Source organism: Cobetia amphilecti (genome assembly GCF_020217465.1).
Classification (GTDB): Bacteria; Pseudomonadota; Gammaproteobacteria; order Pseudomonadales; family Halomonadaceae; genus Cobetia; species Cobetia amphilecti.
On sequence record NZ_CP084115.1, the window covers coordinates 2957647 to 2984608 of the forward strand.

22 protein-coding genes are annotated in these 26962 nt (G+C 64.0%); 9 read left to right on the top strand and 13 right to left on the bottom strand.

The genetic code is table 11. The features are described from left to right. Positions 1 to 142 precede the first annotated feature (142 nt). Positions 143 to 2746: a bifunctional aconitate hydratase 2/2-methylisocitrate dehydratase gene (acnB, locus tag LCW13_RS12430; RefSeq protein WP_225348157.1), complete on the top strand. Its 2604-nt coding sequence runs from the start codon at positions 143 to 145 to the stop codon at positions 2744 to 2746. Positions 2747 to 2888: 142 nt separating this feature from the next. On the opposite strand, the gene LCW13_RS12435 is transcribed toward acnB, so the two are convergent. Next, complete coding sequence (locus LCW13_RS12435; protein ID WP_225347044.1) at positions 2889 to 3509, bottom strand: porin family protein; 621 nt, start codon at positions 3507 to 3509, stop codon at positions 2889 to 2891. Positions 3510 to 3842: 333 nt separating this feature from the next. Between LCW13_RS12435 and rraA the strand changes: the two genes are divergently transcribed. Further along, entirely contained in the window at positions 3843 to 4343 is a 501-nt protein-coding gene (gene rraA, locus LCW13_RS12440; protein WP_043331314.1) for a ribonuclease E activity regulator RraA, read from the top strand. A gap of 91 nt (positions 4344 to 4434) precedes the next feature. On the opposite strand, the gene LCW13_RS12445 is transcribed toward rraA, so the two are convergent. Then, a complete protein-coding gene (locus LCW13_RS12445; protein WP_225347045.1) occupies positions 4435 to 5727 on the bottom strand; it encodes a dicarboxylate/amino acid:cation symporter in 1293 nt (430 codons plus the stop codon). Positions 5728 to 6144: 417 nt separating this feature from the next. Continuing rightward, positions 6145 to 8532, bottom strand: coding sequence for a phosphoenolpyruvate synthase (gene ppsA, locus LCW13_RS12450; protein WP_043331316.1), 2388 nt, complete (start codon positions 8530 to 8532; stop codon positions 6145 to 6147). A 395-nt stretch (positions 8533 to 8927) separates the two neighbouring features. Here ppsA and ppsR point away from each other — a divergent pair, with 395 nt between their 5' ends. After that, on the top strand, positions 8928 to 9761 hold the full coding sequence (ppsR, locus tag LCW13_RS12455) for a posphoenolpyruvate synthetase regulatory kinase/phosphorylase PpsR (RefSeq protein ID WP_043331317.1): 834 nt from the start codon (positions 8928 to 8930) through the stop codon (positions 9759 to 9761). Between the two features lie 102 nt (positions 9762 to 9863). After that, complete coding sequence (gene ppnP, locus LCW13_RS12460; RefSeq protein ID WP_225347046.1) at positions 9864 to 10151, top strand: pyrimidine/purine nucleoside phosphorylase; 288 nt, start codon at positions 9864 to 9866, stop codon at positions 10149 to 10151. A gap of 137 nt (positions 10152 to 10288) precedes the next feature. On the opposite strand, the gene LCW13_RS12465 is transcribed toward ppnP, so the two are convergent. The 7 genes from LCW13_RS12465 to LCW13_RS12495 all read right to left on the bottom strand — a co-directional run bounded on the left by LCW13_RS12465 (position 10289) and on the right by LCW13_RS12495 (position 18195). Then, a complete protein-coding gene (locus tag LCW13_RS12465) occupies positions 10289 to 11668 on the bottom strand; it encodes an MATE family efflux transporter (RefSeq protein ID WP_225347047.1) in 1380 nt (459 codons plus the stop codon). 120 nt (positions 11669 to 11788) lie between these two features. Next, positions 11789 to 12202, bottom strand: a complete 414-nt coding sequence (locus tag LCW13_RS12470; RefSeq protein ID WP_107336265.1) for a rhodanese-like domain-containing protein — start codon at positions 12200 to 12202, stop codon at positions 11789 to 11791. Between the two features lie 62 nt (positions 12203 to 12264). Then, positions 12265 to 13179 carry a 3-hydroxyisobutyrate dehydrogenase gene (mmsB, locus tag LCW13_RS12475; protein WP_225347048.1) on the bottom strand — a complete coding sequence of 305 codons (915 nt, stop codon included), beginning with the start codon at positions 13177 to 13179 and terminating at the stop codon, positions 12265 to 12267. 85 nt (positions 13180 to 13264) lie between these two features. Further along, the gene (locus LCW13_RS12480; protein ID WP_225347049.1) at positions 13265 to 14449 is read right to left on the bottom strand and encodes an enoyl-CoA hydratase/isomerase family protein; all 1185 of its coding nucleotides are present in this window, start codon (positions 14447 to 14449) and stop codon (positions 13265 to 13267) included. Beyond that, positions 14446 to 15264 carry an enoyl-CoA hydratase gene (locus tag LCW13_RS12485; protein WP_225347050.1) on the bottom strand — a complete coding sequence of 273 codons (819 nt, stop codon included), beginning with the start codon at positions 15262 to 15264 and terminating at the stop codon, positions 14446 to 14448. The genes LCW13_RS12480 and LCW13_RS12485 overlap by 4 nt, the downstream gene beginning before the upstream one ends. 53 nt (positions 15265 to 15317) lie before the next feature. Then, on the bottom strand, positions 15318 to 16484 hold the full coding sequence (locus LCW13_RS12490; RefSeq protein WP_225347051.1) for an acyl-CoA dehydrogenase family protein: 1167 nt from the start codon (positions 16482 to 16484) through the stop codon (positions 15318 to 15320). 193 nt (positions 16485 to 16677) lie between these two features. Beyond that, on the bottom strand, positions 16678 to 18195 hold the full coding sequence (locus LCW13_RS12495; protein ID WP_225348158.1) for a CoA-acylating methylmalonate-semialdehyde dehydrogenase: 1518 nt from the start codon (positions 18193 to 18195) through the stop codon (positions 16678 to 16680). Between the two features lie 395 nt (positions 18196 to 18590). Here LCW13_RS12495 and LCW13_RS12500 point away from each other — a divergent pair, with 395 nt between their 5' ends. The 3 genes from LCW13_RS12500 to LCW13_RS12510 all read left to right on the top strand — a co-directional run bounded on the left by LCW13_RS12500 (position 18591) and on the right by LCW13_RS12510 (position 22125). Beyond that, complete coding sequence (locus LCW13_RS12500; protein WP_317292249.1) at positions 18591 to 19112, top strand: MerR family transcriptional regulator; 522 nt, start codon at positions 18591 to 18593, stop codon at positions 19110 to 19112. 323 nt (positions 19113 to 19435) lie between these two features. Beyond that, positions 19436 to 21133: an AMP-binding protein gene (locus tag LCW13_RS12505; protein WP_225348160.1), complete on the top strand. Its 1698-nt coding sequence runs from the start codon at positions 19436 to 19438 to the stop codon at positions 21131 to 21133. Further along, positions 21130 to 22125, top strand: coding sequence for an SAM-dependent methyltransferase (locus LCW13_RS12510; RefSeq protein ID WP_225347052.1), 996 nt, complete (start codon positions 21130 to 21132; stop codon positions 22123 to 22125). Before LCW13_RS12505 ends, LCW13_RS12510 begins: the two co-directional genes overlap by 4 nt. Positions 22126 to 22551: 426 nt before the next feature. On the opposite strand, the gene LCW13_RS12515 is transcribed toward LCW13_RS12510, so the two are convergent. From LCW13_RS12515 to LCW13_RS12525, 3 genes are read right to left on the bottom strand one after another with little or no spacing between them, the layout of a single operon-like run. Continuing rightward, on the bottom strand, positions 22552 to 23514 hold the full coding sequence (locus LCW13_RS12515; protein WP_225347053.1) for a 5-oxoprolinase subunit C family protein: 963 nt from the start codon (positions 23512 to 23514) through the stop codon (positions 22552 to 22554). Next, positions 23511 to 24257, bottom strand: coding sequence for a 5-oxoprolinase subunit B family protein (locus tag LCW13_RS12520; protein WP_225347054.1), 747 nt, complete (start codon positions 24255 to 24257; stop codon positions 23511 to 23513). The genes LCW13_RS12515 and LCW13_RS12520 overlap by 4 nt, the downstream gene beginning before the upstream one ends. Continuing rightward, on the bottom strand, positions 24257 to 25024 hold the full coding sequence (locus LCW13_RS12525; protein ID WP_225347055.1) for a 5-oxoprolinase subunit PxpA: 768 nt from the start codon (positions 25022 to 25024) through the stop codon (positions 24257 to 24259). The genes LCW13_RS12520 and LCW13_RS12525 overlap by 1 nt, the downstream gene beginning before the upstream one ends. 282 nt (positions 25025 to 25306) lie before the next feature. On the opposite strand from LCW13_RS12525, the gene LCW13_RS12530 reads away from it, so the two are divergent. Beyond that, positions 25307 to 25747 (top strand): VOC family protein, encoded by a 441-nt coding sequence (locus tag LCW13_RS12530; protein ID WP_054555510.1) that lies wholly within the window; start codon positions 25307 to 25309, stop codon positions 25745 to 25747. A gap of 132 nt (positions 25748 to 25879) precedes the next feature. Next, positions 25880 to 26791, top strand: a complete 912-nt coding sequence (locus tag LCW13_RS12535) for a LysR family transcriptional regulator (protein ID WP_225347056.1) — start codon at positions 25880 to 25882, stop codon at positions 26789 to 26791. Positions 26792 to 26962 lie beyond the last annotated feature (171 nt).

A 26962-nucleotide genomic window follows, 5' to 3' on the forward strand; every position in this document is an offset into this window, starting at 1 on the left:
ACTCGCATTCGCCCCGTAGCGCCTGATTCGCTCGCAATAAGACGCTTGAATTACCCGCAAGAAGCCTCGAGGTGCCCCGCCCTGCGTCTTCAAGACGACTGGCCCGCGCATTTCGACACGATTACAGATGAGGGTCTCCCACGTGCTTGAAGCCTACCGTCAACAGGTTGAAGAACGCGCCCAGCAGGGCATCCCGGCAAAGCCGCTGACTGCCGAGCAGACCGCCGAGCTGGTCGAACTGCTCAAGAATCCGCAGGCCGGTGAAGAAGAGTTCATCCTCGATCTGTTCACCAATCGCATTCCCCCGGGCGTTGATGAAGCCGCTTACGTCAAGGCTGGCTTCCTGACCGCCATCGTACGTGGCGAAGCCGCTTCTCCGCTGATCGACAAGACACATGCCGTCAAGCTGCTCGGCACCATGCAGGGCGGCTACAACATCGCCACGCTGGTCGAGCTGCTGGACGACGAAAGCCTGGCCAAGGAAGCCGGCGAACAGCTCAAGCACACCCTGCTGATGTTCGACGCCTTCCACGATGTCGCTGACCGCGCCAAGGCCGGCAACGCCGTCGCCCAGGCCGTGCTGCAATCCTGGGCCGACGCCGAATGGTTCCTGTCCAAGCCGGCACTGGCCGAGAAGATCTCACTGGCCGTCTTCAAGGTGCCGGGCGAGACCAACACCGATGACCTGTCTCCGGCGCCTGACGCCTGGTCACGTCCGGATATCCCGCTGCACGCCAACGCGATGCTCAAGAACCCGCGTGAAGGCATCAACCCGCAGGAAGATGGCGTCGTCGGCCCGCTGGCCCAGATCGAGGAAGTGAAGGCCAAGGGCTTCCCGGTCGCCTACGTCGGTGACGTGGTCGGCACCGGTTCTTCACGCAAGTCCGCCACCAACTCCGTGCTGTGGTTCTTCGGCGACGACATTCCGTTCGTGCCCAACAAGCGCGCCGGCGGTTTCTGCATCGGCAACAAGATCGCGCCGATCTTCTTCAACACCATGGAAGATGCCGGCGCCCTGCCCATCGAGATGGACGTCGAGAAGATGGCCATGGGCGATGTCATCGACATCTACCCGTACGAAGGCAAGGTCTGCCGTCACGACACCGACGAAGTCATCTCCACCTTCTCCCTCAAGACTCAGGTCCTGCTGGACGAAGTGCGTGCTGGCGGCCGTATCCCGCTGATCATCGGTCGCGGTCTGACCGACAAGGCGCGTACCGAGCTGGGTCTGGAGGCGTCTGACGTCTTCCGCCTGCCGGAGCAGCCGAAGGACACCGGCAAGGGCTTCACCCTCGCACAGAAGATGGTCGGCAAGGCCTGCAACCAGGAAGGCGTGCGTCCGGGCATGTACTGCGAGCCGAAGATGACCACCGTCGGCTCCCAGGACACCACTGGCCCGATGACCCGCGACGAGCTGAAGGATCTGGCATGTCTCGGCTTCCAGGCCGACCTGGTGATGCAGTCCTTCTGCCACACCGCTGCCTACCCGAAGCCGGTCGACGTCGAGACTCACCACACCCTGCCCGACTTCATCATGAACCGCGGCGGCGTTTCCCTGCGTCCGGGCGACGGCATCATCCACTCGTGGCTGAACCGCATGCTGCTGCCGGACACCGTCGGCACCGGTGGTGATTCCCACACCCGCTTCCCGATGGGCATCTCCTTCCCGGCGGGTTCTGGCCTGGTGGCCTTCGCCGCCGCCACTGGCGTGATGCCGCTGGACATGCCGGAATCCATCCTGGTGCGCTTCAAGGGCGAACGTCGTCCGGGCATCACCCTGCGTGACCTGGTCCACGCCATCCCGCTGTACGCCATCAAGCAGGGTCTGCTGACCGTCGACAAGGCCAACAAGAAGAACGCCTTCTCTGGCCGCATTCTGGAAATCGAAGGTCTGGAAGATCTGACGGCTGAACAGGCCTTCGAGCTCTCCGACGCCTCTGCCGAGCGTTCCGCCGCCGGTTGTACCATCACGCTGTCCGACGAGAGCGTGACCGAGTACCTGAAGTCCAACATCACCCTGCTCAAGTGGATGATCGCCAACGGTTACGGCGATGCCCGTACCATCGAGCGTCGTATCGCGGGCATGGAAGAGTGGCTGGCCAACCCGAGCCAGATGCGTGCCGACAAGGACGCGGAATACGCCGAGATCATCGAGATCGACCTCGCCGAGATCGATCAGCCGGTGCTGTGCGCGCCGAACGACCCCGACGATGCCCGACTGCTGTCCGACGTCGCCGGTCAGAAGATTGACGAAGTCTTCATCGGCTCGTGCATGACCAACATCGGGCACTTCCGCGCTGCAGGCAAGCTGCTCGAGAAGCAGCCGGCCGGTAGCCTGAAAACCAAGCTGTGGCTGGCACCGCCGACCAAGATGGACCAGCACCAGCTGACCGAGGAAGGCTACTACGGCATCTACGGCCGTGCCGGCGCGCGCATGGAAATGCCGGGCTGCTCACTGTGCATGGGTAACCAGGCACGTGTGGCCGCCAAGTCCACCGTGGTGTCCACCTCCACGCGTAACTTCCCGAACCGTCTGGGCGACGGCGCCAACGTCTTCCTGGCGTCTGCCGAGCTTGCGGCCATCGCGGCCGTGGTCGGTCGTCTGCCGACCGTCGAGGAATATCAGGGCTACATGGGCGAATTCGATGCCATGGCGGGCGAGATCTATCGCTACCTGAACTTCCATGAGATCGAAGAGTTCCAGAACGCCGCTTCCAACGTGATTCCGGTCACCCAGGAAGCCTGATCAGGCGGGGAGTCATGCGCCACTGCATGACTCCCCTCTGACAGCAGCACTGGCGTCAGCCAGACAACGAAACGGGCCGCCCCTCAAGGGACGGCCCGTTTTTTCATGCCTGCGACAAGCTCAGTGGTGCAAGCGCCCTGCCTCAGAACCTGTAGCCGACCGAGGCGGTGAAGGCATCCACCTGATAATCGCTGTCGAAGTCATAGCGCTCGTACTCGGCACGGATCAGGAACGGGTCCAGATTGACCTGTGCACCGGCACCATAGACCGGATCAAAGCCGTCGTTGTCCTTCAGATCGACACTGGAATTGCCCAGATTGCCATCGACATCGGTTTCCCACTTGGCCATCCCCGCCTTGGCGAACAGCGAGAAGTACTGCCCGATGGGCAGGATACCCACCACGTTGACACCGTAGGCCTTGGACTCGAGCTCGGTATTGCTGAAGTCATTACCCTTGAGCTGGACAGTCCCCAGGTCGGTGTAGAAGGCCTCAGTGGCGAAGTACGGATTGTACTGATAGCCCACGAAGGCCTTGTAGACGTTGTCGTCATCATCGACATCGAAGTCATCACTGCCGGATTCGATGAAGTCACCGGCCTCATCGGAATCATCGTTCTCAAGGCTGGAGAAGCCGGTACCGGCACCGATGTAGAGCCCTTCGCTGGCATTGCCTGCCGCCTGAGCGTGACCACTGAGCGCCAGAGCGAGAGCGGCGAAGGAAACGGTAGCCAACGGGGCGGCCAGAAGACGTGACTTGCTCATGTATTGCTCCTTGATCCAATGGGCGGCACAGGCAGCTGCCGGCCAGGTACTGACGGCAAGACCGCGCCTGTCATGGGTTGCAGGAGCATCGTGGTAGATATAGAACAGTGTTTCAAGAGTGGCGTTTTGACTACTTGTCACGTCGCCAGTCAGCTACATGTCCTCATGACCTTCCCGCTCCCCCCGCTTGCGCGTGCCCGAGGCCCGCTTAGCCCTTCGCACAGATGCAAAGCCCTGGCGTATCGGGCATTCTCGGGGTTGTGGCATTGCAGCAATCAAAGCGCTCCGTCCCTCAAGCGGCCTGCCCCGGCCGCCCAGCACAAGGAATCCGACATGACGCATCCCATCTCCACCCCCGACCTCTGCGATGAGTTCCCCGACGTGCAGGTGCTCGAGCCACTGTTCATCAACTACGGCGGCGTCGAGTCCTTCGGCGGCGAAGTCGTGACCATCAAGTGCTTCGAGGACAACTCGCTGGTCAAGGAAGCCGTCGCGGAACCCGGCGCAGGCCGCGTCCTGGTCGTCGATGCCGGCGGCTCGATGCGCTGCGCCATGCTGGGCGACATGCTCGCCGAACAGGCCGCCAAGAGTGGCTGGGCCGGCGTGATCATGTATGGCTGCATCCGCGATGTGGATGAGATCCACGCCACCAATCTCGGCGTGCAGGCACTGGGCTGCTACCCGCGACCCAGCATCAAGCGCGGCGAAGGCCAGCGCGATATCCCGGTCACCTTCGCCGGCGTCACCATCGTGCCGGGCGACTATCTCTACGCCGACAACAATGGCGTCATCACCGCCAAGGAAGCGCTGATCCGTACCCAGCCGACTCCCTGAGTCGCCGTCTCGCGCCGCGGTGCACGCCGCAATGAAAACGCCCCCGCAACCAGGCAGGTTGCGGGGGCGTTTCGCGTTCAGAGTCGCGGACTCAGCGAGTGCTGGCAGGCTCTACGTTGGATGAGTCGGTCTGTGAGCCGGCTTGAGCACTGGCCTGAGAGGCCGCAGCCGCATCATCGGCACGCGCGAAGCGGTCCACCGCGGCGGCGCAGGCAGCGTCACCGGTGATGTTGAGCGCGGTGCGCGTCATGTCGAAGATACGATCCAGCGCGAACAGCAGCGGCAGGCCCTCGATGGGAATACCGGCGGCCAGCAGTACGGCGACCACCAGGAAGGACGGCCCCGGCACCCCGGCCTGACCGATGGCACCCAGAGTCGCGGTGAACACGATGGCGGCGTAGGCGGAGAAGCCGAGGTCGACATTGAAGACCTGGGCGAAGAACATCGCCACCAGCCCGTAATAGATGGCATTGCCGCTCATGTTGATGGTCGCGCCCAGCGGCAGCACGAAGGCAGAGGTGGCGTTCTTGAGGCCCAGCTCCTTCTCGCAGACTTCCATGTTGACCGGCAGGGTCGCCATGGAGGACGCCGTGGACAGCGCGACGGCCTGCGGCTTCTTCATCGCGGACATGAAGCGGCCCAGCGGCACGTCAGAGCCGAACTTGACCACCAGCGGGTAGAACACGAAGCCGTAGATGAGGATGGCGCCCATGTAAACGAGGAACAGCTTCATCACCAGCGTCAGTACATCGAAGCCGAAGGTGCCGACGGCGTCCGCCATCAGGCCGAAGACGCCGATCGGCGCGATCAGCATCACCACGTTGATCATCCACACGAATGCTTCAATGACGGTGTTCAGGCCTTCGATCAGCGGCTTGCCACGCTCACCGGTCTTGGACAGGCCAATGCCGAGGAACAGGCAGAACACCAGAATCTGCAGGATATTGGCATCGGTGAGTGCCCCGAAGATATTGGTCGGCACCATGCCCAGAATGGTGTCCATCACGCCCGGCACGCTGCCCTTGTCAGCGTAGGCATTGGAGAACATGCCCTTGGCGCTTTCCAGGTCCACCCCGCTGCCCGGCTGGAAGACATGCCCCATCACCAGCGCCAGCATCACGGCCACGGCAGAGGTCAGCATGAAGAAGGCGAAGGTGGAGATACCGATCTTGCCGGCAGAAGGGCTGTCGCCCAGATTGGCGGCTCCCGACACGATGGAGACCGCGATCAGCGGCACGACCAGCATCTTGATCAGGTGAATGAACAGCTCACCCAGTGGCGCGAACATCGAGGCGTCTTCGCCCATGTACGCCCCGACACCTGCACCCAGGATCATGGCGATGACTACCTGGACGCCGATGTTTTTCCATAAAGACTGTTTCACGTTACGACTACCTTGGATTGTGTCTGAAAGGTCGGTTGTTGCGTGCCACCGCAGTGCTGGCTACCGGTGAGGCCTGCCGTCATAGTCACCATGAATTCATAGTCACCATGGACTCATTGCCACCATGGATATTGTGGTCAGCGGGGTGGCTGGGATTATAAATGACTGCCTTTTTTACATAAGGTAGAAAGATAATCATTTAGTCGCGCAATCGAGATCACTTTGTTGCCATTTGTTACTAACTGGCGTCTTTGTGCTGCTTTCTCCCCCATTGGTCTAATGCCCGAGCTGACCAATCATTCAGGTTTCAGGCACAAAACGAAAAGCGCCCACCGCACGTTGAGTGCGATGGGCGCCCTGGGTGACAACGACCATCTGCGCCTCAGCGCGTCAGGTCACCATCCTGGGAAGCCTGGGTTACACCAGCTCCTTGTCCGCCAACATGAACCAGGTTTCCAGCACGGAATCCGGGTTGAGGGAGACGCTGTCGATGCCCTCTTCCATCAGCCACTTGGCCAGCTCCGGATGGTCCGACGGGCCCTGACCACAGATGCCGACGTACTTGCCCTGCGCCTTGCAGGCACGGATCGCCATCGACATCAGCTGCTTGACCGCCGGATTACGCTCATCGAAGAGGTGCGCGACGATGCCGGAGTCGCGATCCAGCCCCAGGGTCAGCTGGGTCAGGTCGTTGGAGCCGATGGAGAAGCCATCGAAGTGCTCGAGGAACTGATCCGCCAGCAGCGCGTTGGTCGGCAGCTCGCACATCATGATGACGCGCAGGCCGTTCTCGCCACGAACCAGACCATTCTCGCCCAGCAGCTTGATGACCTGCTCCGCCTCGCCGGTGGTGCGCACGAAGGGCACCATGATCTCGACGTTGGTCAGCCCCATCTCGTCACGCACGCGCTTGAGGGCACGGCATTCCAGATCGAAGCAGTCGCGGAAGGTATCCGACACGTAGCGCGAGGCGCCACGGAAGCCCAGCATCGGGTTCTCTTCGCCCGGCTCATACATCTTGCCGCCGATCAGGTTCTCGTACTCGTTGGACTTGAAGTCCGACATGCGCACGATGACCTTCTGCGGGTGGAAGGCGGCCGCCAGGGTGGAGATACCCTCGACCAGCTTGTCGACGTAGAAGTCGACCGGGCTTGCATAGCCGGCGGTGCGCGCATCGATGGTCTGCTGCAGATCGATGGGCAGGGTGGCGTAGTCGAGCAGCGCCTTGGGGTGCACGCCGATCATGCGGTTGATGATGAACTCGAGACGCGCCAGGCCCACGCCGGCATTCGGCAGACGCGAGAAGCTGAAGGCGCGGTCCGGGTTGCCGACGTTCATCATGATCTTGAACGGAATCTCCGGCATCTCGTTGACGCTGGTGACGGTGCGATCGAAGTTGAGGATACCGTCATAGACGTGACCGGTATCGCCTTCGGCGCAGGAGACCGTCACTTCGCGGCCTTCGGCGAGCACCGAGGTCGCGTCGCCACAGCCGACCACGGCCGGAATGCCCAGCTCACGCGCGATGATCGCCGCGTGGCAGGTACGTCCGCCACGGTTGGTGACGATGGCGGAGGCGCGCTTCATGACCGGCTCCCAGTCCGGATCGGTCATGTCGGTGACCAGCACGTCGCCGACCTGCACCTTGTCCATCTGCTCCGGGTTGTCGATCACGCGCACCGCGCCCTGGCCGATACGCTGGCCGATGGCACGTCCGGTGACCAGAGTGCGCCCCTTCTCGCGCAGCTGGAAGCGCTCGAGGTTGCCGCCCTCTTCCTGGCTGACGACCGTTTCCGGACGCGCCTGGACGATGTAGAGCTTGCCGTCGTCGCCATCACGCGCCCACTCGATGTCCATCGGACGCTGGTAGTGCTTCTCGATGATCATGGCCTGGCGCGCCAGTGCCTCGACATCGGCGTCGCTGATGCAGAAACGGTGACGGTCCGGCACCGGCACGTCGACGGTCTCGACGGAGCGACCCGCACTGGTGTCGTCGGTGTAGACCATCTTGATCAGCTTGGAGCCCAGGTTGCGGCGCAGTACCGCCGGGCGGCCGGCGGCCAGCGTGGTCTTGTGGACGTAGAACTCATCAGGATTGACCGCGCCCTGCACCACGGTCTCGCCCAGGCCCCAGGAGCCGGTGACGAAGACGGCGTCGCGGTAGCCGGATTCGGTGTCCAGGGTGAACATCACGCCGGAAGCGGCCGTCTCGGAGCGCACCATCTTCTGTACGCCGGCAGACAGCGCGACCAGTGAGTGATCGAAGCCCTTGTGCACGCGGTAGGAGATGGCGCGGTCGTTGAACAGTGACGCGAACACCTCGTGAACCGCACGCTTGATGTTGTCGAAGCCTTCGATGTTGAGGAAGGTTTCCTGCTGACCGGCGAAGGAGGCATCCGGCAGATCTTCCGCGGTGGCGGAGGAGCGCACGGCGACCTTCAGGTTCGGGTGCCTGGCCTGAAGCTCGGCGTAGGCACGTTCCATCTCGGCTTCGAAGGCCGGCGGCAGCGGCGTGTCGATGATCCACTGACGAATCTCGGCACCGACGCGTGCCAGTTCGACCACGTCGTCCACATCGAGGGCATCGAGGGCGGCATTGATACGCTTGTCGAGGCCTTCGTGGGCCAGAAACTCGCGATAGGCATAGGAGGTAGTCGCAAAGCCGCCGGGCACGGTGACACCGGCATCGGCCAGATTGGAGATCATCTCACCGAGCGAGGCGTTCTTGCCGCCAACGCGATCAACATCGTTCATGCCGAGCTGATCGAAATCGACGACGTATTCGGATGTGGCTTGCTGTGACAAGGGAACCCCCTGGTACCAATGGATGGAAACGAATGACCGATGGAGGACGATGAACCGCCTTCCGTTCAGCAATGACGCCACCCTAACAAGCTCTCTCTAGTATTAGCCATTGGTCTAACCGGCTAGTCAGTGGAGGAGGACTACAACCCTGAGCCTGTTTCAGACGTTCTGTCGCCATCGTCGGCGAACATGTCGACAAGCCAGAAACGGCCGCTACAGGAATGTAGTCATGAGGCGCTTTTGCAGAGAACGGGAACACGGGATTTCTCATATCGCGCCACTGGCCCTGTACCGGATATTGCAAGCTCGACAGTGAACACCGACACTTGGGGTCTTCACGGGGCAACAGCCTGAGCGGGCTGGTGTCTTCGATTCGTTCTTCACGAGTGCCCGTCATGACCCGAACCGCCTTCTTCATTTCCGATGGCACCGGCATCACCGCCGAGACACTGGGACGCAGTCTGCTCGCCCAGTTCGAGAATACCGACATCCGCATGGTGACCAAGCCCTACATCGATTCGGCCGAAAAGGCGACGGCACTGGTCAAGGCCATCGAGAGTGCGCATGCCAATGACGGCGAGCGCCCGATCATCATCGACACCATCGTCGACCAGAACATCCGCGACATCATCTCCGAATCCTCCGGCTTCAAGGTCGACATCTTCTCGACCTTCCTCAAGCCACTGGAAGAGGAACTGGACACCCACTCGTCCTACAGCGTCGGCAAGACCCACTCCATCGGGCAGGACGACGTCTACATGAATCGCATCGATTCGGTGCATTTCGCCCTCGACAACGATGATGGCGCGCGCACGCATCAATACGACAAGGCCGACGTCATCCTCATCGGCGTCTCACGCTGCGGCAAGACGCCGACCTCGCTGTATCTGGCGCTGCAGTTCGGTATCCGCGCGGCCAACTACCCGCTGACCGAGGATGACCTGGACGAGTCCGGCACCCTCAAGATGCCCGCCTCACTGGCGCAATATCGTCACAAGCTGTTCGGGCTGACCATCGACCCGCGTCGTCTGGCCGCCATCCGCACCGAGCGTCGCCCCAACAGCCGCTACTGCTCGATCGATCAGTGTCTGCAGGAAGTCGAGCAGACCGAGGCACTCTTCCGCCGCTCCAAGGTGCCCTACATCGATACCACGCGTTTCTCGATCGAAGAGATCTCGACGCGCATGATCGCCGAGACCGGCCTGGCACGCCGCTTCTCACCGCGCTGACCCCGACACCAGATCATCAAAAGTCGATCACAACAACACACGTCGACCACGTCTAGACACATCGACCACAACAACACCGCTACTCACCCAGGAAATCCTCCCATGTTCAACATCAACCACTACTTCGACGGCCAGGTGGCCTCCATCGCCTTCCAGAGCGCCGACCTTCCTGCCACGGTCGGCGTGATGGCCATCGGCGAATTCGTGTTCGCCACCAGCCAACGCGAATACATGACCCTGATCAGCGGCGACATGCAGGTACTGCTGCCGGGCGCGGAAGAGTGGTATCAGCTCGCCGCCGGCGAAAGCTTCATCGTCGAAGCCAACCAGAGCTTCGAGGTGCGCACCACGGTCGAGTCTGCCTATCTGTGCAAGTACGAAAACGCTTAAGGCACTGGGAATAAGCCGCCCAAGGCACTGGGCAACAACCGCCCAAGGCGCTGAAAGCCAGACATGAAAAAGCCGCCGTCCCCTCTCGGGTCACGGCGGCTTTTTTTCGTCACGACGACTGTCTCTCGCTACCAGGCTCAGGCGCGCTGCCTGAGGACCGAGCGCAGTGCCAGATAACTGATGCCACCCATCAACAGGTAACTTGTCGCTACCCCGGCAAAGATGCCGATCACGCCATACAAGGCGCCGCCCAGCCAGGCCAGTGGCACCAGCAAGGCGAATAGGCGCACCAGCGAGAGCACCATCGCGCGGCGCGGCTTGTGCAGCGCATTGAGGCTGGAATTGGCGAGAATGATCACGCCCTGTGCCCCGAGGGCGGCGGGTATCAGCCACAGATAGGTGCTGACCAGCCCCGCGACCTCCTGGCTCTCGGCGAAACGCGCCGCGATCCATTCGCCGCCCAGCCCGAGCCCCAACCAGACCACCAGCTGCCAGACGAGAATGAAGGCCAGCACGCCGTGGATGGCGCGCCACACGCGCTTCTGCTGCCCGGCACCATCGTTCTGGCTGATGAAGGGCGACAGCGTCATGGACAGCGCCAGCACCAGAATCAGCGCCAGCGACTCGATGCGTGAGCCGATGCCGTAGGCCGCCACCGCCGCGTGACCATGCTGACTGACGATACGCGTGACCAGCGCGGTGGCAATCGGCGTCATCACGCTGGTCAGCGCGGCAGGCAGGCCGATCGCCCCGACCTCGCGCCATGACGTCACCAGCCGCGTCACGCTCAGGTGACGGAAATCGAGCCGCGCGCGCAGCAGTGGCAATGCCAGCAAGCCTAGCGTCATCGCCAGCCACGACAGCACCGTGGCCAGCGCCGCGCCCGCCACGCCCATGCCCTGCCAGTCACCGATGCCGAAGATCAGCAGCGGGTCGAGCAGCGCATTGAGCACCCCCGCCGCCGCCATCACCAGCGAGGGCACCAGCGTATTGCCCTCGGCGCGCAGCACGCTGCCCAGCACACGCGGCAGCAACACGAAGGGCGCGCCGAAATACCACACCTGCATGTAATCGCGGATATGCGGCATCAGGGTGTCATCGGCCCCCAGCAGCCCGAACAGCGGCTCGATGCTGGCAAGCCCCAGCACCAGCATCACTAGCCCCAGCAGCAGCCCCAGCAGACTGGAATCCGTGGTGCGCGCCTTGACGGTCTCGAGCTCGCCTCGCCCCAGCCGACGCCCCACCACTGCGGTGGTGCCGATGGACAGACCGATGGCGATGCTGATCACGCCGAAGGTGACCGGGAAGGTCATGGTCACCGCCGCCAGCTCCGGCGTGCCCAGCTGGGCGATGAACCAGGCATCCACCAGGTTGAACAGCATCATGGTGACGATGCCGCCGATTACCGGCCCCGTCATGCGCGCCAGCGTCGAGGCGATCGGGTCACGCACCAGATCGCGCGTGCCACGCCGAGACGAGGCACGTCTGGGGGTGGCAGGGGTATCAGGGTCAGACATACAGGCTCCGGACAGAAAACGACCCCGACCGGCGAGGCGCCAGCGGGGTCGAACAGTGTAAAGCATCAGCGTGTCAGGTGAGGGGCAACGCCGGATCGCGCCGAGCCTCCCCGCGCTGCGTCAGTTGCCCTGCATGAAGGGCGAGACGACCTCTCCGCCCGCCTCACGCCAGGCCGCGAAGCCGCCACCGAGATGGGCCACCGGCCCGAAGCCCATGTCCTTGAGCGACTTGGTGGCCAGCGCCGAGCGCAGCCCGCCGGCACAGAACAGCACATAGCGCCCTTCGCGTGCGAAGTCGGCACGGTGATAGGGCGAGGCCGGGTCGACCCAGAACTCCAGCATGCCGCGCGGCGCGTGGATGGCGCCGGGGATGCGCCCTTCGCGCTCCAGCTCACGCACATCGCGGATGTCCACCAGCGTCAGCGGCGTGCCGCCGGCGCGGGCCTCTTCCAACGCCTCGCGCAGCTCGCGGGGCGACAGGGTCTCGATCTCCGTCTCGGCGGCGGCCACCAGCTCACTGACCGGTCGAATCATGGGGTGCTCCTTGCAGATGATGTTGTCCTCGGGTGCCTGTCAGCGACTGGCGGCGTGATAGCTCACGCATCCGCCTCGCCACAGCGATAGAAGCGCTGGATGCTCGAGAAATCGAGGCGTCCTGCGCCCTGGGCGGCATGCTGGACGAACAGATTACGCGCCTGGGAGCCCATTGGCACCGCCGATTTCGAGCCCAGCGCCATCTCCCAGGCAAGGCCAAGATCCTTGGTCATCAGATCGACCAGGAAACCGCCCTGATAATCATTGGAGGCCGGCGCGGCTTCCATCACGCCGGGCCAGGGATTGTAGACGTTGAGCGCCCAGTTGCCGCCGGATGACTGCTTCATCACCTCCGAGAGCACGGCCGGGTCCAGCCCGTTCTTGACCCCCAGCGCCAGCGCCTCGGCGGTGCCGCTCATCAGGATGCCCAGCAGCATGTTGTTGCAGATCTTGGCGACCTGGCCGCTGCCGGCCGGGCCGGCATGGAACAGATTCTTGCCCATCACTTCCAGCAGCGGCTCGGCACGCGCATAGCCGTCGGCCTCGCCGCCGACGATGAAGCTCAGGGTACCGGCACGCGCGCCACCGACCCCGCCGGACACCGGAGCATCCATGAAGGTGATACCACGCTCGGCGGCATGACGCGCGACCAGACGGGCGTCATCCGGCGCGATGGTCGAGGCGTCGATCACCAGTACCGAGGCATCGAGCGTGGCCAGGAGGCCACCCGCGCCGTCTTCCTTGTCCCCCAGATAGAGCTTTCGTACGTGCTGACCGGCCGGCAGCATGCTGATCAACACCTCGACACCTTCGGCGACCTCTCCGGGGGATGCCGCGCGGGTGGCGCCCGCCTCGACCAGCTCATTCATGGCCGACTCGACCAGATCGAAGACCCTTACCGCATGGCCAGCCTTGACCAGATTGAGCGCCATGGGCCCGCCCATGTTGCCGAGTCCGATGAAACCGATGGATGTCATGGCAATGCTTCCTTGTGAACAGATTCTTGTTGTCATTGGCGTCCGGCGGCAAGCCTGCGCTTGCCGCCTGTACTGAAAAGCGCGCTCAGAGGTCCATCAGCGGATGCTCATCCTCTTCCCACAGCGGTGCGAAGAAGCCGTCGATGTATTCCTCGGAGACCTGGGCGATCGAGGCATAGGCCCACTGCGGCTGCTTGTCCTTGTCGATCAGCAGGGCGCGCACCCCTTCGGCAAGCTCGGTGCCCATGCAGCAGCGCACCGACAGGGTCAGCTCGTCGCGGAAGGCCTCCGCCAGCGAGGAGTGGCGATGGCGCCCCAGCATGCGAAATACCAGATGCGGTGAGCTGGGGCAGCCGGCCAGCAGACGCTCGCGGTTGGCGCTCAGCCACGCATTGCAGTCACTGCGCGCCTGGGGGTCATCGATGATTCGCTGGCAGGCCTTCTGCACTTCGCGCCCGGCGACCAGCTGCTGAAGATGATCGAAGAGCGGCAGCACCTGCCCCGGCGGCGCCAGTTCACGACGCTCGAACTCGCTCAGCACCTGGCTCAGATGACGCGACGGGTGACGGCCGAATTCACCCTCGCACAACGCCTGCTTGAGCGCCTCGCGCTGCTCATCGGGAATCAGGCGTGTCGCAAGCCCCAGATCCAGCGCATCGCGGGCATTCAGCTGCGCACCGGTCGCGCCGAGATATTCTCCGATGCCACGCGGCAGGCGATTGAGCAGCCAGCTGGCACCGACATCCGGGTACAGACCGATGCTGACTTCCGGCATCGCCAGTCGCGAACTCTCGGTGACCACACGCTCACAGCCGCCGGCGAACAGCCCCATGCCGCCGCCCATCACGATGCCGCCACCCCATACCAGCAGCGGCTTGGGGAAGGTATGCAGGCGGTGATCGAGCCGATATTCGGCGGTGAAGTAGCGGGTGGCGAAGAAATCATCCAGTGCCTCGAGGGGGTCTGCGCCTTCGCTGGCAGGCGCCGTGGTCATCGCCTGATAGAGCGCCACGATATCGCCACCGGCACACAGCGCACGCTCGCCGGCGCCTTCCAGCCACACCATGGCGATGCTGCTGTCCAGCTCCCAGGCATCCAGCTGCGCCTCGATGCGCTCGATCATGGCCAGCGACAGCGCATTCAGCGAACGCGGCGCGTTCAGGCGCATGATTCCCAACTGCTTGCCGTCACGGGCGCGACGCGTCTCGAACACTACGGGCGCCTCGATATCGGTCGCGGCCTTGGCGGTGACACCTTCTATCTGGCTCATGAGCGCCCTCCTCCCTTCACCTCTTCCTGACGCGAGACCCACTGCGGGGCGCGCTTCTCGAGGAAGGCTCTCACGCCTTCCTTCTGGTTGGGGTCATCGAACAGCTCGACGAACAGCTCGCGCTCCATGCGCAGGCCATCGCTCATGCCGCGATGGCGCGACGACATGATCAATGCCTTGCAGCGCGCCACCGCGCTCGGGCTCTGGTTGGCGACGCTCTCGGCAATCGCCAGCGCGCGCTCGAAGCTCTGGCCGGTCTCGACCACCTCTTCCGCCAGCCCGATGCGACCGGCGGTCTCGGCATCCACCTGTTCACCACACAGGATCATGCGCTTGGCCCAGCCTTCGCCGACCAGCCACGGCAGGTGCTGGGTGCCGCCCGCACACGGCAACAGCCCCACCTTGGCCTCCGGCAGCGCCAGCCTGGCCTGCCGCTCGACGATACGCATGTCACAGGCCAGCGCGCACTCGAGCCCGCCGCCCATCGCGTAGCCGTTGACGGCGGCAATCGTCACGCCCGGGAAGTTGGCCAGCCGCTCGAAGGCCAACCCGAAGCGGCGCGCCATGGTGGCGGCGACGCCCTTGTCACCATCGGCGAAGGTCTTGAGATCGGCGCCGGCGGAGAAGAACTTGTCGCCCTCACCGGTGATCACCACCGCACTCACGCTGCCATCGCCCTCCAGCTCGTCGAGCAGCTGCTCCAGCTCGATCAAGGACGCTTCCGTCCAGGTGTTGGCCGGCGGGTTGTTGATGGTGACCCGGGCGATATGACGATCCTTCTCGAGAACGAGGCATGGCCCTTGACTGGATGACATCATGTAACTCCCTGAAAGATGGTAACCAATGACGAATTGAAGTGGAGGCGGCGTTACGCCAGCGACTCGATCATGCCCGGCGTCAGAAGACGCCGCGCAATGATCAGACGCATGATCTCGTTGGTGCCTTCCAGAATCTGGTGCACACGGGTGTCACGCACCAGCCGCTCCAACGGGTACTCGCGGATATAACCGTAGCCGCCATGCAGCTGGAGTGCCTGATTGCAGACCTCGAAGCCCATGTCGGTGGCGAAGCGCTTGGCCATCGCACAGTGGGCGCTGGCCTCGGCGTCGCCTTCATCCAGCTTGAAGGCCGCCAGCCGCACCAGGGTGCGCGCCGCGGTCAGTTCGGTTGCCATGTCGGCCAGCTTGAACTGCAGGGACTGGAACTGGGCCAGCTCGCGCCCGAACTGCTTGCGCTCGCCGAGATAATCCCGCGACAGCTCCAACGCCTTCTGGGCCGCGCCCAGTGAGCAGGTGGCGATGTTGATGCGTCCGCCATCCAGCGCCTTCATCGCGAAGCGGAAGCCCTCGCCCTCCTCGCCCAGACGATTGGCTGCCGAAACCCGCACGCGATCGAAGCTCACCAGCCGGGTCGGCTGGCTGTTCCAGCCCATCTTGTCTTCCTTCTTGCCATAGCTGATGCCCTCGGCGTCAGCCGGCACCACGAAGGCCGAGATACCCGCCGCGCCGCTGTCCGGCTCGCCGGTGCGCGCCATCACCACCAGCACGTCCGTGGCGCCGGCACCGGAGATGAACATCTTGGAGCCACTCAGATAGTAGTCGTCGCCCTCGCGCTCGGCGCGGGTGCGCAGGCTGGCGGCGTCACTGCCGCTGCCCGGCTCGGTCAGGCAATAGGAGCCGAGCTTGTCGCCCGCCACCATCGCCGGTACCCACTGCTCACGGCAGCTGTCCGTGGCGAAACTGGCGATCATCCAGCCCACCATGTTGTGGATGGTGATGTAGGCAGTGGTCGAGATGCAGCCGGTCGCCAGCTGCTCGAGAATGATGGAGCTGTCGAGGCGCGGCAGGCCAAGGCCGCCGTGCTCCTCTGGGACGTAAAGCCCCATGAAGCCGGCCTCGCCCGCCTTGCGAAGAGTCTCGATGGGGAAGTGGGCCGTGGCGTCCCACTCGGCGGCATGCGGGGCAAGCTCGGCATCCGCGAAGGCACGCGCCCCCTCCTGGAGGGCACGCTGGTCATCGGTCAGCGAAAAGTTCATGCAGCTGCCTCCTGTTGTCCTTGTTCTGTCGGCCCGGGTCTATCGCCCGGGCCTGTCAAAGCGGCTCAGCACATCTGAGGAGCCATCAGCGCATCTGAGGAGCCATCAGCGCATCTGAGGAGCCATCAGCGCATCTGAAGAGCCCTCAGCGGTCTTGTGAAAAGAGCCCTCAGCGGTCTTGTAAAGAGAGCCCTCAGCGCATCTGGATCGAGAAGTTGGGCTGATTGCCCTCGGCCGGCGCATCGTCGAACCAGCGCGCCGTCACCGTCTTGGTCTCGGTATAGAAGCGCACCGCCTGCTTGCCATAGGCATGCAGATCGCCGAAGAAGCTGCCGCGCCAGCCGGTGAAGGAGAAGAACGGCAGCGGCACCGGAATCGGCACGTTGATGCCGACCTGACCGACCGCGATCTCGTTCTGGAAGCGCCGCGCCGCGCCGCCGGAGCGCGTGAAGATGGAGGTGCCGTTGCCGTAGGGGTTGTTGTTGATCAGCTCGATGGCCTCGGACAGGTCCGCCGCCTCCATGCAGCACAGCACCGGCCCGAAGATTTCCTCGCGATAGAGCACCATCTCCGGCGTCACCCTGGAGAACAGACACGGCCCCAGCCAGTTGCCATCGGGATAGCCCGCCACCGAGACACCACGACCATCCAGCAGCAGCTCGGCGCCTTCCTGCTCGCCCTGCTGGATCCAGCCGGTCACGCGCTCCAGCGCCTGCGGCGAGATCAGCGGCCCGTAGCTGGCGCCCTTGTCATCCCATGCACCCGGACGCACCTCGGCCAGCGCATCGCGCACCCGCTCGATCAAGGCCTTCGAATCACCGACGAAGACCGCCACCGAGATCGCCATGCAACGCTGACCCGCCGCGCCGACACTGGCACCGACCAGCGCGTTGACCACCTGGTCCGCCGGAGCGTCCGGCATGATCACCATGTGATTCTTGGCCCCGGCGAAGCACTGGGCGCGCTTGAGGTTGTCAGTGGCGGTGCGATAGATGTGCTGCCCCACCGGTACCGAGCCGACGAAGCTGACGGTGCGCGGAATCTCGTGGGCGAGCAGATGATTGACCTGATCGCGCCCGCCCTGCACCACGGTCAGGATGCCCTCGGGGGCACCCGCTTCCATGAACAGCTCCGCCAGGCGCAGCGTGGTCAGCGGCACTTGCTCGGACGGCTTGATCACGAAGGCATTGCCACAGGCGATGGACAGCGGGAACATCCACAGCGGTATCATGGCGGGGAAGTTGAACGGCGTGATGCCCAGGCAGACACCCAGCGATTGGGTCACGGAATAGCTGTCGATGCCGGTGGCGACGTTCTCCACCGTCTCGCCCATCAGCAGGCTGGGAATGTTGGCGGCGTGCTCGACCACCTCGATGCCGCGCCACACATCGCCCTTGGCGTCCTCGAAGGTCTTGCCCAGCTCGTGGGAGATGATCTCGGCCAGCTCGTCATGATGCTGCTTGAGCAGATGCTGATAGCTGAGCATCAGGCGGGCACGGGTCGGCACCGGCGTGTTGCGCCAGCGCTGGAAGGCCTGTTCGGCGTGGTCCAGCGCTTCATCCAGCTCACTCAGCGGTGACAGGGGCACGCGGGCGATCTCGCCGTTGGTGGCCGGGTTGGTGACGCTCAGGTGCTGATCGGCGCGACTTTCGACAAACTGACCATTGATCAGCTGAGGCAGCACCAGCGGCGCGCTGTCACCGGCGACCATGGCGCGCAGGCGTGACAGCAGATCCAGTGAACTGGTAGTAGAGGACGCGGCAGTAGAGGGCGTGAGAGACGTCGAAGACATGGCGTGGCATTCCTGTGGCTGTTGTTATTGGGAGGAAGACAGTGTGTCAACAGAGCCGAAGTCGTCAGGCGAGCCGCCTTGCAGAGCTGAAGACGTTCTGCAGAACCAGGCCGTCCTGCAGAAAACGGCAAGCCGAGACTGTGATCTGATTCAACCTAGCATCTGCTTGGTTGGCTGCAAATACTATTACCCTTTACGTTAACGTAAACAATGCTAGTCTGTAGAAAATTCACGGCCAGACGCCGCTGGCACCCACTGCGCCAAGGAGCATTCCCCTCTCCTTGGCGCGCACAGCATCCGGAGCGGCAGCGCCCATGACAGATACCATGATGACCCCAAGTCCTGACCCCAAATCCCGGGCAACGCCTGATGGCGCGACACACGATACCGGTGTGGAGTCCCTGCTGAGCACCACCAGCACCAGCGACGCCATCCGTCCGACCCAGCGCACCTGGAGCATCGGCGAGCTGGCACGGCATTTCGACGTGACCACGCGCACCATCCGCTTCTACGAGCAGGAAGGTCTGCTGCACCCGGAGCGGCGCGGTCAGACGCGCGTCTATCGCGACAAGGACCGCGTGCGTCTCAAGCTGACCCTGCGCGGCAAGCGACTGGGCTTCTCGCTGGCCGAGATTCGTGAAGTGGTCGACCTCTACGACGCCGCCGACGGCGGTGGCGAGAAGCAGCTCACCCGCCTGCTTGGCATCCTGAGCGAAAAGCGTGAGGGCCTTGAGCGACAGCTGCGCGATCTCACCGCCATGCAACGTGAACTGGATGACGTCGAGACACGTGCCCGCGAAGCCCTCGCCCGCCTGGCCGGCGACAGCGAGAGCTGATTGGAATCCACAACACCAGAACCCACTCGCGCCAGCAGCAGCTATATAACTGCCGGCTACACAAGTGACAGCGACTAGACTGTCTATAGAGAATCGTCAGTAGAAAACTGACCAGCGCCTCGCGAGTGCGGGCGACAGCAGACTGCCGGAGAGCAGCGCGTCGCCCGCTGACCTCACGACAAGACGACCAAAACGACAACACTGCGTCACCGCCTCCCTGAGGCGGCTCCCCCTGACAAGCCTTGCCTCACCAATAACAACCAAGGACACAGGAAAGCACCATGTCACAGGACGCCATCGCCACACGCCAGCCTGCCAGCGAAATGGCACACGCAAGCCAATCAGCCAGCTATCTCAGCGCTACCTCCGACACCCCTCTGATGGGAGAAACCATCGGGGATTGCCTTGATCGCATCTGCGCGCGCTGGCCCGAGCGCGACGCCCTGATCAGTCGCCATCAGGGACTGCGCTACACCTGGTCCGAACTGCACGCAGAGGTCGAGCGCGTGGCGCGCGGCCTGCTGGCGATGGGCATCGAGCGCGGTGATCGCGTCGGCATCTGGGCGCCCAATCGCGCCGAATGGACGCTGATCCAGTACGCCACCGCCAAGATCGGCGTGGTGCTGGTCAATCTCAACCCGAGTTACCGCGGCCATGAACTGGCCTACGCTCTCAAGCAATCCGGTGCGGCGACGCTGATCTTCCAGTCTCGCTTCAAGGCGTCCGACTATGTGGCGATCCTCGAGGAGCTGTTCCCTGAGGCCAGGGAGGCTCGCGGCCGTGATGGCATTCACAATGGCGCGCTGCCGGACCTCAGGCGCCTGATCTGCTTCGAGGCCGAGGACGCCCTGCCCGGCATGCTCAACTGGCAGGATGTGCTCAGCGGTGCCGCTAGCGTCCCCGTCGAGACACTCGGCGAGCTGCAGGCCAGTCTGACCTTCGATGACCCGATCAATATCCAGTACACCTCCGGCACCACCGGTGCGCCCAAGGGCGCGACCCTCTCGCACCACAACATCCTCAACAATGGCTTCTTCGTCGCCGAGCGCATGAATCTCAGCGAGCACGACAAGCTGGTGATGCCGGTGCCGCTCTATCACTGCTTCGGCATGGTGATGGGCAATCTGGGCTGCCTGACCCACGGCGCCGCCATCGTCTATCCGGAAGCGGGCTTCGATCCGCTGGCCACCCTGCAGGCGGTCAGCGAGGAGAGCGCCACCGCGATGTTCGGCGTGCCGACGATGTTCATCGCCGAACTCGAACACCCGCGCTTCGCCGAATTCGACCTCACCAGCCTGCGCACCGGTACCATGGCCGGCTCCATCTGCCCCATCGAGGTGATGCGCCAGGTCATCGAACGCATGCACATGCGCGAGGTCACCATCGCCTACGGCATGACCGAGACCAGTCCGGTCAGCCTGCAGACCACGCGTGAGGCGCCGCTGGACAAGCGCGTCTCCACCGTCGGTACCCTGCACCCGCATCTGGAGATCAAGATCATCGACCCTGACAGCGGGCGCGTGGTGCCAGTCGGCGAGAAGGGCGAGCTGTGCACGCGGGGCTACAGCGTGATGCTGGGCTACTGGAACAACCCGGAGGCCACCGCCAAGGCCATCGATGCCGGCCGCTGGATGCATACCGGCGACCTCGCTACGCTGGATGAAGACGGCTACGTGACGATCGTGGGACGTATCAAGGACATGATCATCCGCGGGGGCGAGAACATCTATCCGCGCGAGATCGAGGACTTCCTCTACACCCACCCTGCGGTGTCGGACGTACAGGTGATCGGCGTGCCCGATGAGCGGTATGGCGAGGAAGTGATGGCATGGGTCAAGCTCAAGGAAGGCGAGCAGCTCGATGAACCGGCGCTCAAGGCGTTCTGCCAGGGACGTATCGCTCACTTCAAGGTGCCGCGCTACATCAAGTTCGTGGAGGAATTCCCGATGACCGTGACCGGCAAGATCCAGAAGTTCAAGATGCGCGAGGCCGCGACGCAAGAACTGGGACTGGCCAGGTGAGCACGTCACGTGAGGAGGAGGATGACGCCCCCGCCACACGCCACCTGAGCAGCGCTCGTCAGCAGGTCGCCCACTATGCGGCGAGCCACCATCATGCGGCCCTCGACGAGGCACTCGAGACGCTGATCGACACCCACCCGAGCGGCGAACTGCCGATCATGGCACTGGCCGGGCTGGACCAACTGCATCTGGGGGGCGTGACAGGCACCCGCGAGCTGCTGGCCCTCGCCCGGCTGGAACCCCGGCCGCGGGGGCTGGCGATGCTCGAACTCGGCGCCGGCCTTGGCGGGCTGGCGCGCCATATTGCCAGCCAGTCGCGTGACGCAGGCGCGGACCACCACATCACCACGCTGGATCTCTCGAGCAGCCTCTGCGAGCTGGCGATCGCCCTCAACCGGGCCACCGGACTGCGCGAGTCGATTCGCGTGCTGGAGGGCGATGCCTGCTACCCCGAGCTGCATCCGGCACTGTCAGGCCGCCGCTTTGATCGCCTCTTCAGCCAGCACCTGCTGGTGCATCTGAGCGACAAGGTCAGCACGCTCACCCAGTGGCATGACTGTCTCGAGCAGGATGGCTATCTCCTGCTGCACGAGCCGGTGCTCAGCGTGCAGGCGCAGGCGTTTGGCGAGCGCCCTGCCCTGCCACTGCCCTGGGCGCTGTCACCGCGCGGCGACCAGCTGGCCAGTTGCGAGGAGTTGCATGAGGCGATGGCCAGCAGTGGCTTCGAGGTCGATGCCCATGTCGAGCTGACCGATCAGGTGCTGAGCTGGCAGGCGCGCCGCATGCGCGAGAGCACCAGCGAGCAACCCAGCGCCTACCGGGATGATGCGCCTGCGCCCTCGCCGGCCATGCTGGCCGCCCGCGGCCTGACGCCGGAACTGGTGTTCGGCCCGGCCTTTTCCCAGATGCAACGCAACCTGATGCTGGCCCTTGAAGCCGGCTGGCTGGAGGTTCACCTGTGGCGCCTGCGCAGGCGTCCTGCCAAACAGTGAAGGGCGCGATGAATCAGTAGAACTCACCGCAGGGATGCGGCGAGGAAAAAATTAGGAAACAGCGCTCGCAAATGACTGGCATCCGCCTGCCTCAACCGTTATTCTTGCCAGTACAGTCCCGTTCGGGGGATAAGCCGTTCGTTACCCGTCAGCATGTGAGGGTAATGTGCCCGACATGATGACCGCATTGCTTCGTGTTTCATCGATACCCACGAGTCAGTGCAACGTTTCCCGATGCTCGCGCAACGTTTCTCCGGGAATCTGTTCATCAAGGGCGTGATCTGATCAATCACTCCCAACAGCATCAAAGATTCCCTCACGGGAAAACCGAAAGGGCCTCCACTTGGAGGCCCTTTTTTTGTCTGCACGCTTCGGTCTAGTCACTCTGGCCTGCAGGCGTCGAGCTGACAGCTTCGCTGCAGCGCATCACGACTGCCAACCGGCCAGCACCTCGAGGTGATCACGACGCGCCTGACCCGGTGTCACGGCCGCCAGTCGCACCCGGGTGCCCGGCACACATTGCCCGAGCTGTGCGCAGGCCAGTGGCGTCAGCGCGCCAAGGCGCGGATAGCCGCCGATGGTCTGGCGATCATTGAGCAATATGATGGGCTGACCATCGGCCGGCACCTGCACGGCGCCCAGCGGGATGCCCTCGGACACCATGCCCGCCCCTTCACGCTCGAGACGCGGGCCGGTCAGGCGCACGCCCATGCGATCGGCGCGCCCATCCACCGCCCATTCGCTGTTGAAGGCGCGATAGAGGCTGTCGCCACTGAACTCGGCGATCTGCGCCCCCACGACCAGCGGCAACTCCAGCGCCTCGCCTTCCTTGGGGGTCAGCGACTGTTGCCATGCCTGTGCCGAGGCCGGCAGCTCGCGCAGCGACAGCTCATTGCTGGCAGCGGTCAGCACATCACCGCTGGCCAGGGCCCGCCCTTCGCCATCCAGCCCGCCGAGGCCGTCACGCACCGTGCTGGCGGCACTGCCCAGCACCGGGGCGACATCCAGACCTCCGGGGAAGGCCAGATAGGCGCGCAGCCCGGCGACGGGACGCTCGAACTTGAGCTGCTGTCCGCTGGTCACCTCGAAGGCCTGACCCGGCGCGAGCGCCTCGCCGTCGAGGGTCGCGGCCAGGTCCGCGCCGCACAGCGCCAGGGTGCCGGACTGCTCGACCTTGAGCAGCAAGCCGCCGCCCATGGTGATCTCGAGTCCCGGCGCGTCATGGGCGTTGCCCAGCAGCCAGTTGGCCCAGCCCAGCGACACCCAGTCCGCCGCGCCGCCCTGGGTCACGCCCAGATGACGCACGCCCAGACGGCCAGCGTCCTGCACCAGTGCCAGGGCACCACTGCGTTCGACGCGCAGCGTCGTCTTCGTCTTCACGTCGCTCATGCGCGCTCCTCCAGCGGGGTGACATCGCCGCCCAGGCGAACGAATTCCTCTCGGCTCACTGAGACAAAGCGCACGCGATCACCGGGCATGAAACGACTGGACGGTTCACCGGCCTCGTTGCGCTCGAACAGGGTAATGGGCGTTCGGCCCAGAATGTTCCAGCCACCGGGTGAGCGAGACGGGTAGATGGCGGCCTGACGGTCGGCGATGCCGACGCTGCCGGGGGCGATCTTCTGGCGCGGCGTCTTGAGGCGCGGTGTGGTCAGCGCCTCTTCCAGCACGCCCATGAAGGCGAAACCGGGCGCGAAGCCGAGGGCGAACACGCAGTAGTCATGCGCCCCGTGACGCTCGATCAGCGCCTCGACGCTGATGCCCAGCCGCGCGGCGATCGGCGCCAGCTCCGGCCCGACACTGTCGTCATACCAGACGGGCACTTCATGCAGCTGGCCCTGCTGGCCACTGCCCGGCGCGAGATCCGCCAGCGCAGCCTGAATGCGGGCACGCGCCTCGCCTTCTTCCAGCGCGGCCACATCGTAGTGCAGCAGCAGCGTGGTGTAGGACGGCACCAGATCGACCAGCGCCGCGCCGAAGGCCTCACGCAGCGCACTGTCGGCGGCCAGCACCCAGGCCATGTTGGATTCCTCGATGCGATCGAACAGCCGGATGATCAGCGAGTCCATGCCGACGGTCTCGAGGCGCAGTTGCGGTGACGTGCCACGGCCGTGGCTGTCAGCCCCCGCCATCAGGCACCCGCCAACGTATCGAAGGCTTCACGGATGGCGCGCACCGCGGCCACGGACTCGACGTTGTCACCGTGCACGCACAGCGTATCGGCGGACAGCACCAGGTCACCGCCGCTGCTGTCGGTCAGCGCTTCACCACGCGCCAGCGTCACGGACTGGGCGATGATCACCTCGCTGTCGTGATGCACGGCGCCCGGCTCTCGGCGCGACACCAGGTGGCCACGTGAGTCGTAGGCGCGGTCGGCGAAGGCCTCGAACCACAGCGTGATGCCCATCTCGTCGGCCAGCGCCTGCATCGGCGCGGGGTTGGCGGTCGCCATCACCATCAGCGGCAGGCTGGCGTCATAACGCACCACGGCCTGCATGACGGCGCGCAGCAGCGTCGGGTCGGCGGCCATGTCGTTGTAGAGCGCACCATGCGGCTTCACGTACTGGACACGAGTGCCTTCGGCGCGACAGATGCCATCGAGCGCGCCGATCTGATAGAGCAGCATGTCCTCGACCTCGGCAGGCGAACACGCCATCGAGCGACGGCCGAAGCCTTGCAGGTCCGGATAGGCCGGGTGCGCACCGATGCGCACGTCATGCTTGACCGCCAGACGCACGGTGCGGCGCATGATGCTGGGGTCGGAGGCGTGGAAACCACAGGCGATATTGGCGCAGTCGACGAAGGGCATGACCTCTTCATCCAGACCGATCTTCCAGTTGCCGAAGCTTTCGCCCATATCGCAGTTGAGCAGGGGGAGGGAGGGAGCAGAGCGGGACATAGCGGAACCTCACAGGTCAGATCTTGTGTGTTGTTATGCCTCCACTCTATGTAAGGGGCCGCCTTGGTATCCAATCGTATTTTATGATTCGTCATATCGGTGAAATCTTTCATCGTCTTGCGCCATGAAAGCACCGGCCGTGTATCGCTTGCCCGACAGAGCGCGTCATGCTTCTGTCTTGGGCGAGCCGAGCGGTGATTTCAGGGCCTGCCACCCAGTCCACCGCTGGTCTGAAGTCATTCTTTGCTCAGCCGAATCCCCAACAACAACAGGAGTTTCACCATGGCCGTCAGCGACCCGTTCCACCTCGCCATCCAGGTCCGCGATATCGCCGAGGCACGCCGTTTCTATGGCGAGTTTCTGGGCTGCCCCGAGGGCCGCTCGTCCGATAGCTGGGTCGATTTCGACCTCTATGGCCATCAGTTCGTCTGTCACCTGAACCCGGCACTGGCCGACCCGGCAAGCGCTGTCGCTCAGCACCGCAATCCGGTCGATGGCCATGGCGTGCCGGTGCCGCACTTCGGCGTGGTACTGGAGATGGACGCCTGGCAAGCGCTGGCGGACCGCCTCATCGCCGAGGGCGTCACCTTCGAGATCGAACCCCATATCCGCTTCAAGGGCGAACCCGGCGAACAGGCAACGATGTTCTTCCTCGACCCCACTGGCAATGCACTGGAATTCAAGGCCTTCAAGGACCGCGAGAGCCAGCTGTTTCGCAAATGACGTAAGCGACCCGCGCAAGCGTGAGAGCCCGCGCCCGGCCTGACGCGGGCCATGCCCCGTGATGAAAGCTGACGCCCCGCGCTGCATGCGGCAAGATGGGCGGTCTTCACGATTCATCACGGGGCATCTGCCATGTTCGACTTCAAGGAACTCGAGGCCTTCGTCTGGGTGGTCCGGCTTGGCTCGTTCCGCAAGGGCGCGACCAAGCTTCACCTGACCCAGCCCTCCATCTCGGACCGCATCAACCGCCTGGAAGCCACCGTCGGCGAATCCCTGCTGGAACGCGCCACCCGCCCCATCCAGCCCACCCTGCGCGGGCGAGAGTTCTTCGCCCACGCCGAGCGCCTGCTCAGTGGCCGCGACGAAGCCATGCGCCTGTTTCAGGAAGAAGGCGCCTTCTCAGGCACCCTGCGTCTGGGCGTGATCGAGACCATCGCCAACAGCTGGTTCCCCGCCTTCATGCGCCAGCTGGCCGAACGCTATCCCAAGCTGACGCTGGAAATGACCGTCGATATCTCGCCCTCCCTGCATCAGCGTCTGGCCGACAACGATCTCGACATGCTGTTCGCGATGGACAGCGCCGCCATGGGGCCCTACGCCACCCAGACTCCGCTGTGCACCTTCGAGATGGGCATGTTCGCCTCGCCGACCCTCGCCGGGCAGCTGGCCGAGGATGGCGAGCGCTTCGCCTCCACGCCATTCATCTCCTTCAGCAAGCAGGCGCGCCCCTATACCGAGCTGGTCAGCTATCTGTCGGAACAGGGCATCACCCAGCCCAAGGTGCACTGCACCAGCACCCTGATGACCATCCTGCGCATGAGCAGCGAAGGGCTCGGCATCGGCGTACTGCCGGTCGCCACGGTGGAGGATGTCATCAGCCACGGCGAACTGGTGCGTCTGCCACTCACGACCCCATTGCCGCCAATGGTCTATGAAGCCATCTGGCGCAATGCCAACTATCCCAATTTCTGCGCCAGCGTGGCACGCCTCGGCCGCCAGTGTGCCGAGACCTACTCGCAGCAACACGCGCATTCCGATCCCTGATCAGGCCGCCTGCCATGCGCTGAGTCAGGGTTGATCGCGCCCTGCCCTGCATCAGATCAGCGTCAGACCAAGGTCTAACAATATCGTCAAAGGCTTTCATGCGACGACACTGTGAAAGATTTCATCGATACTACGCATCAGAATTAACGATTGGACGGGATGGCCCGTCGC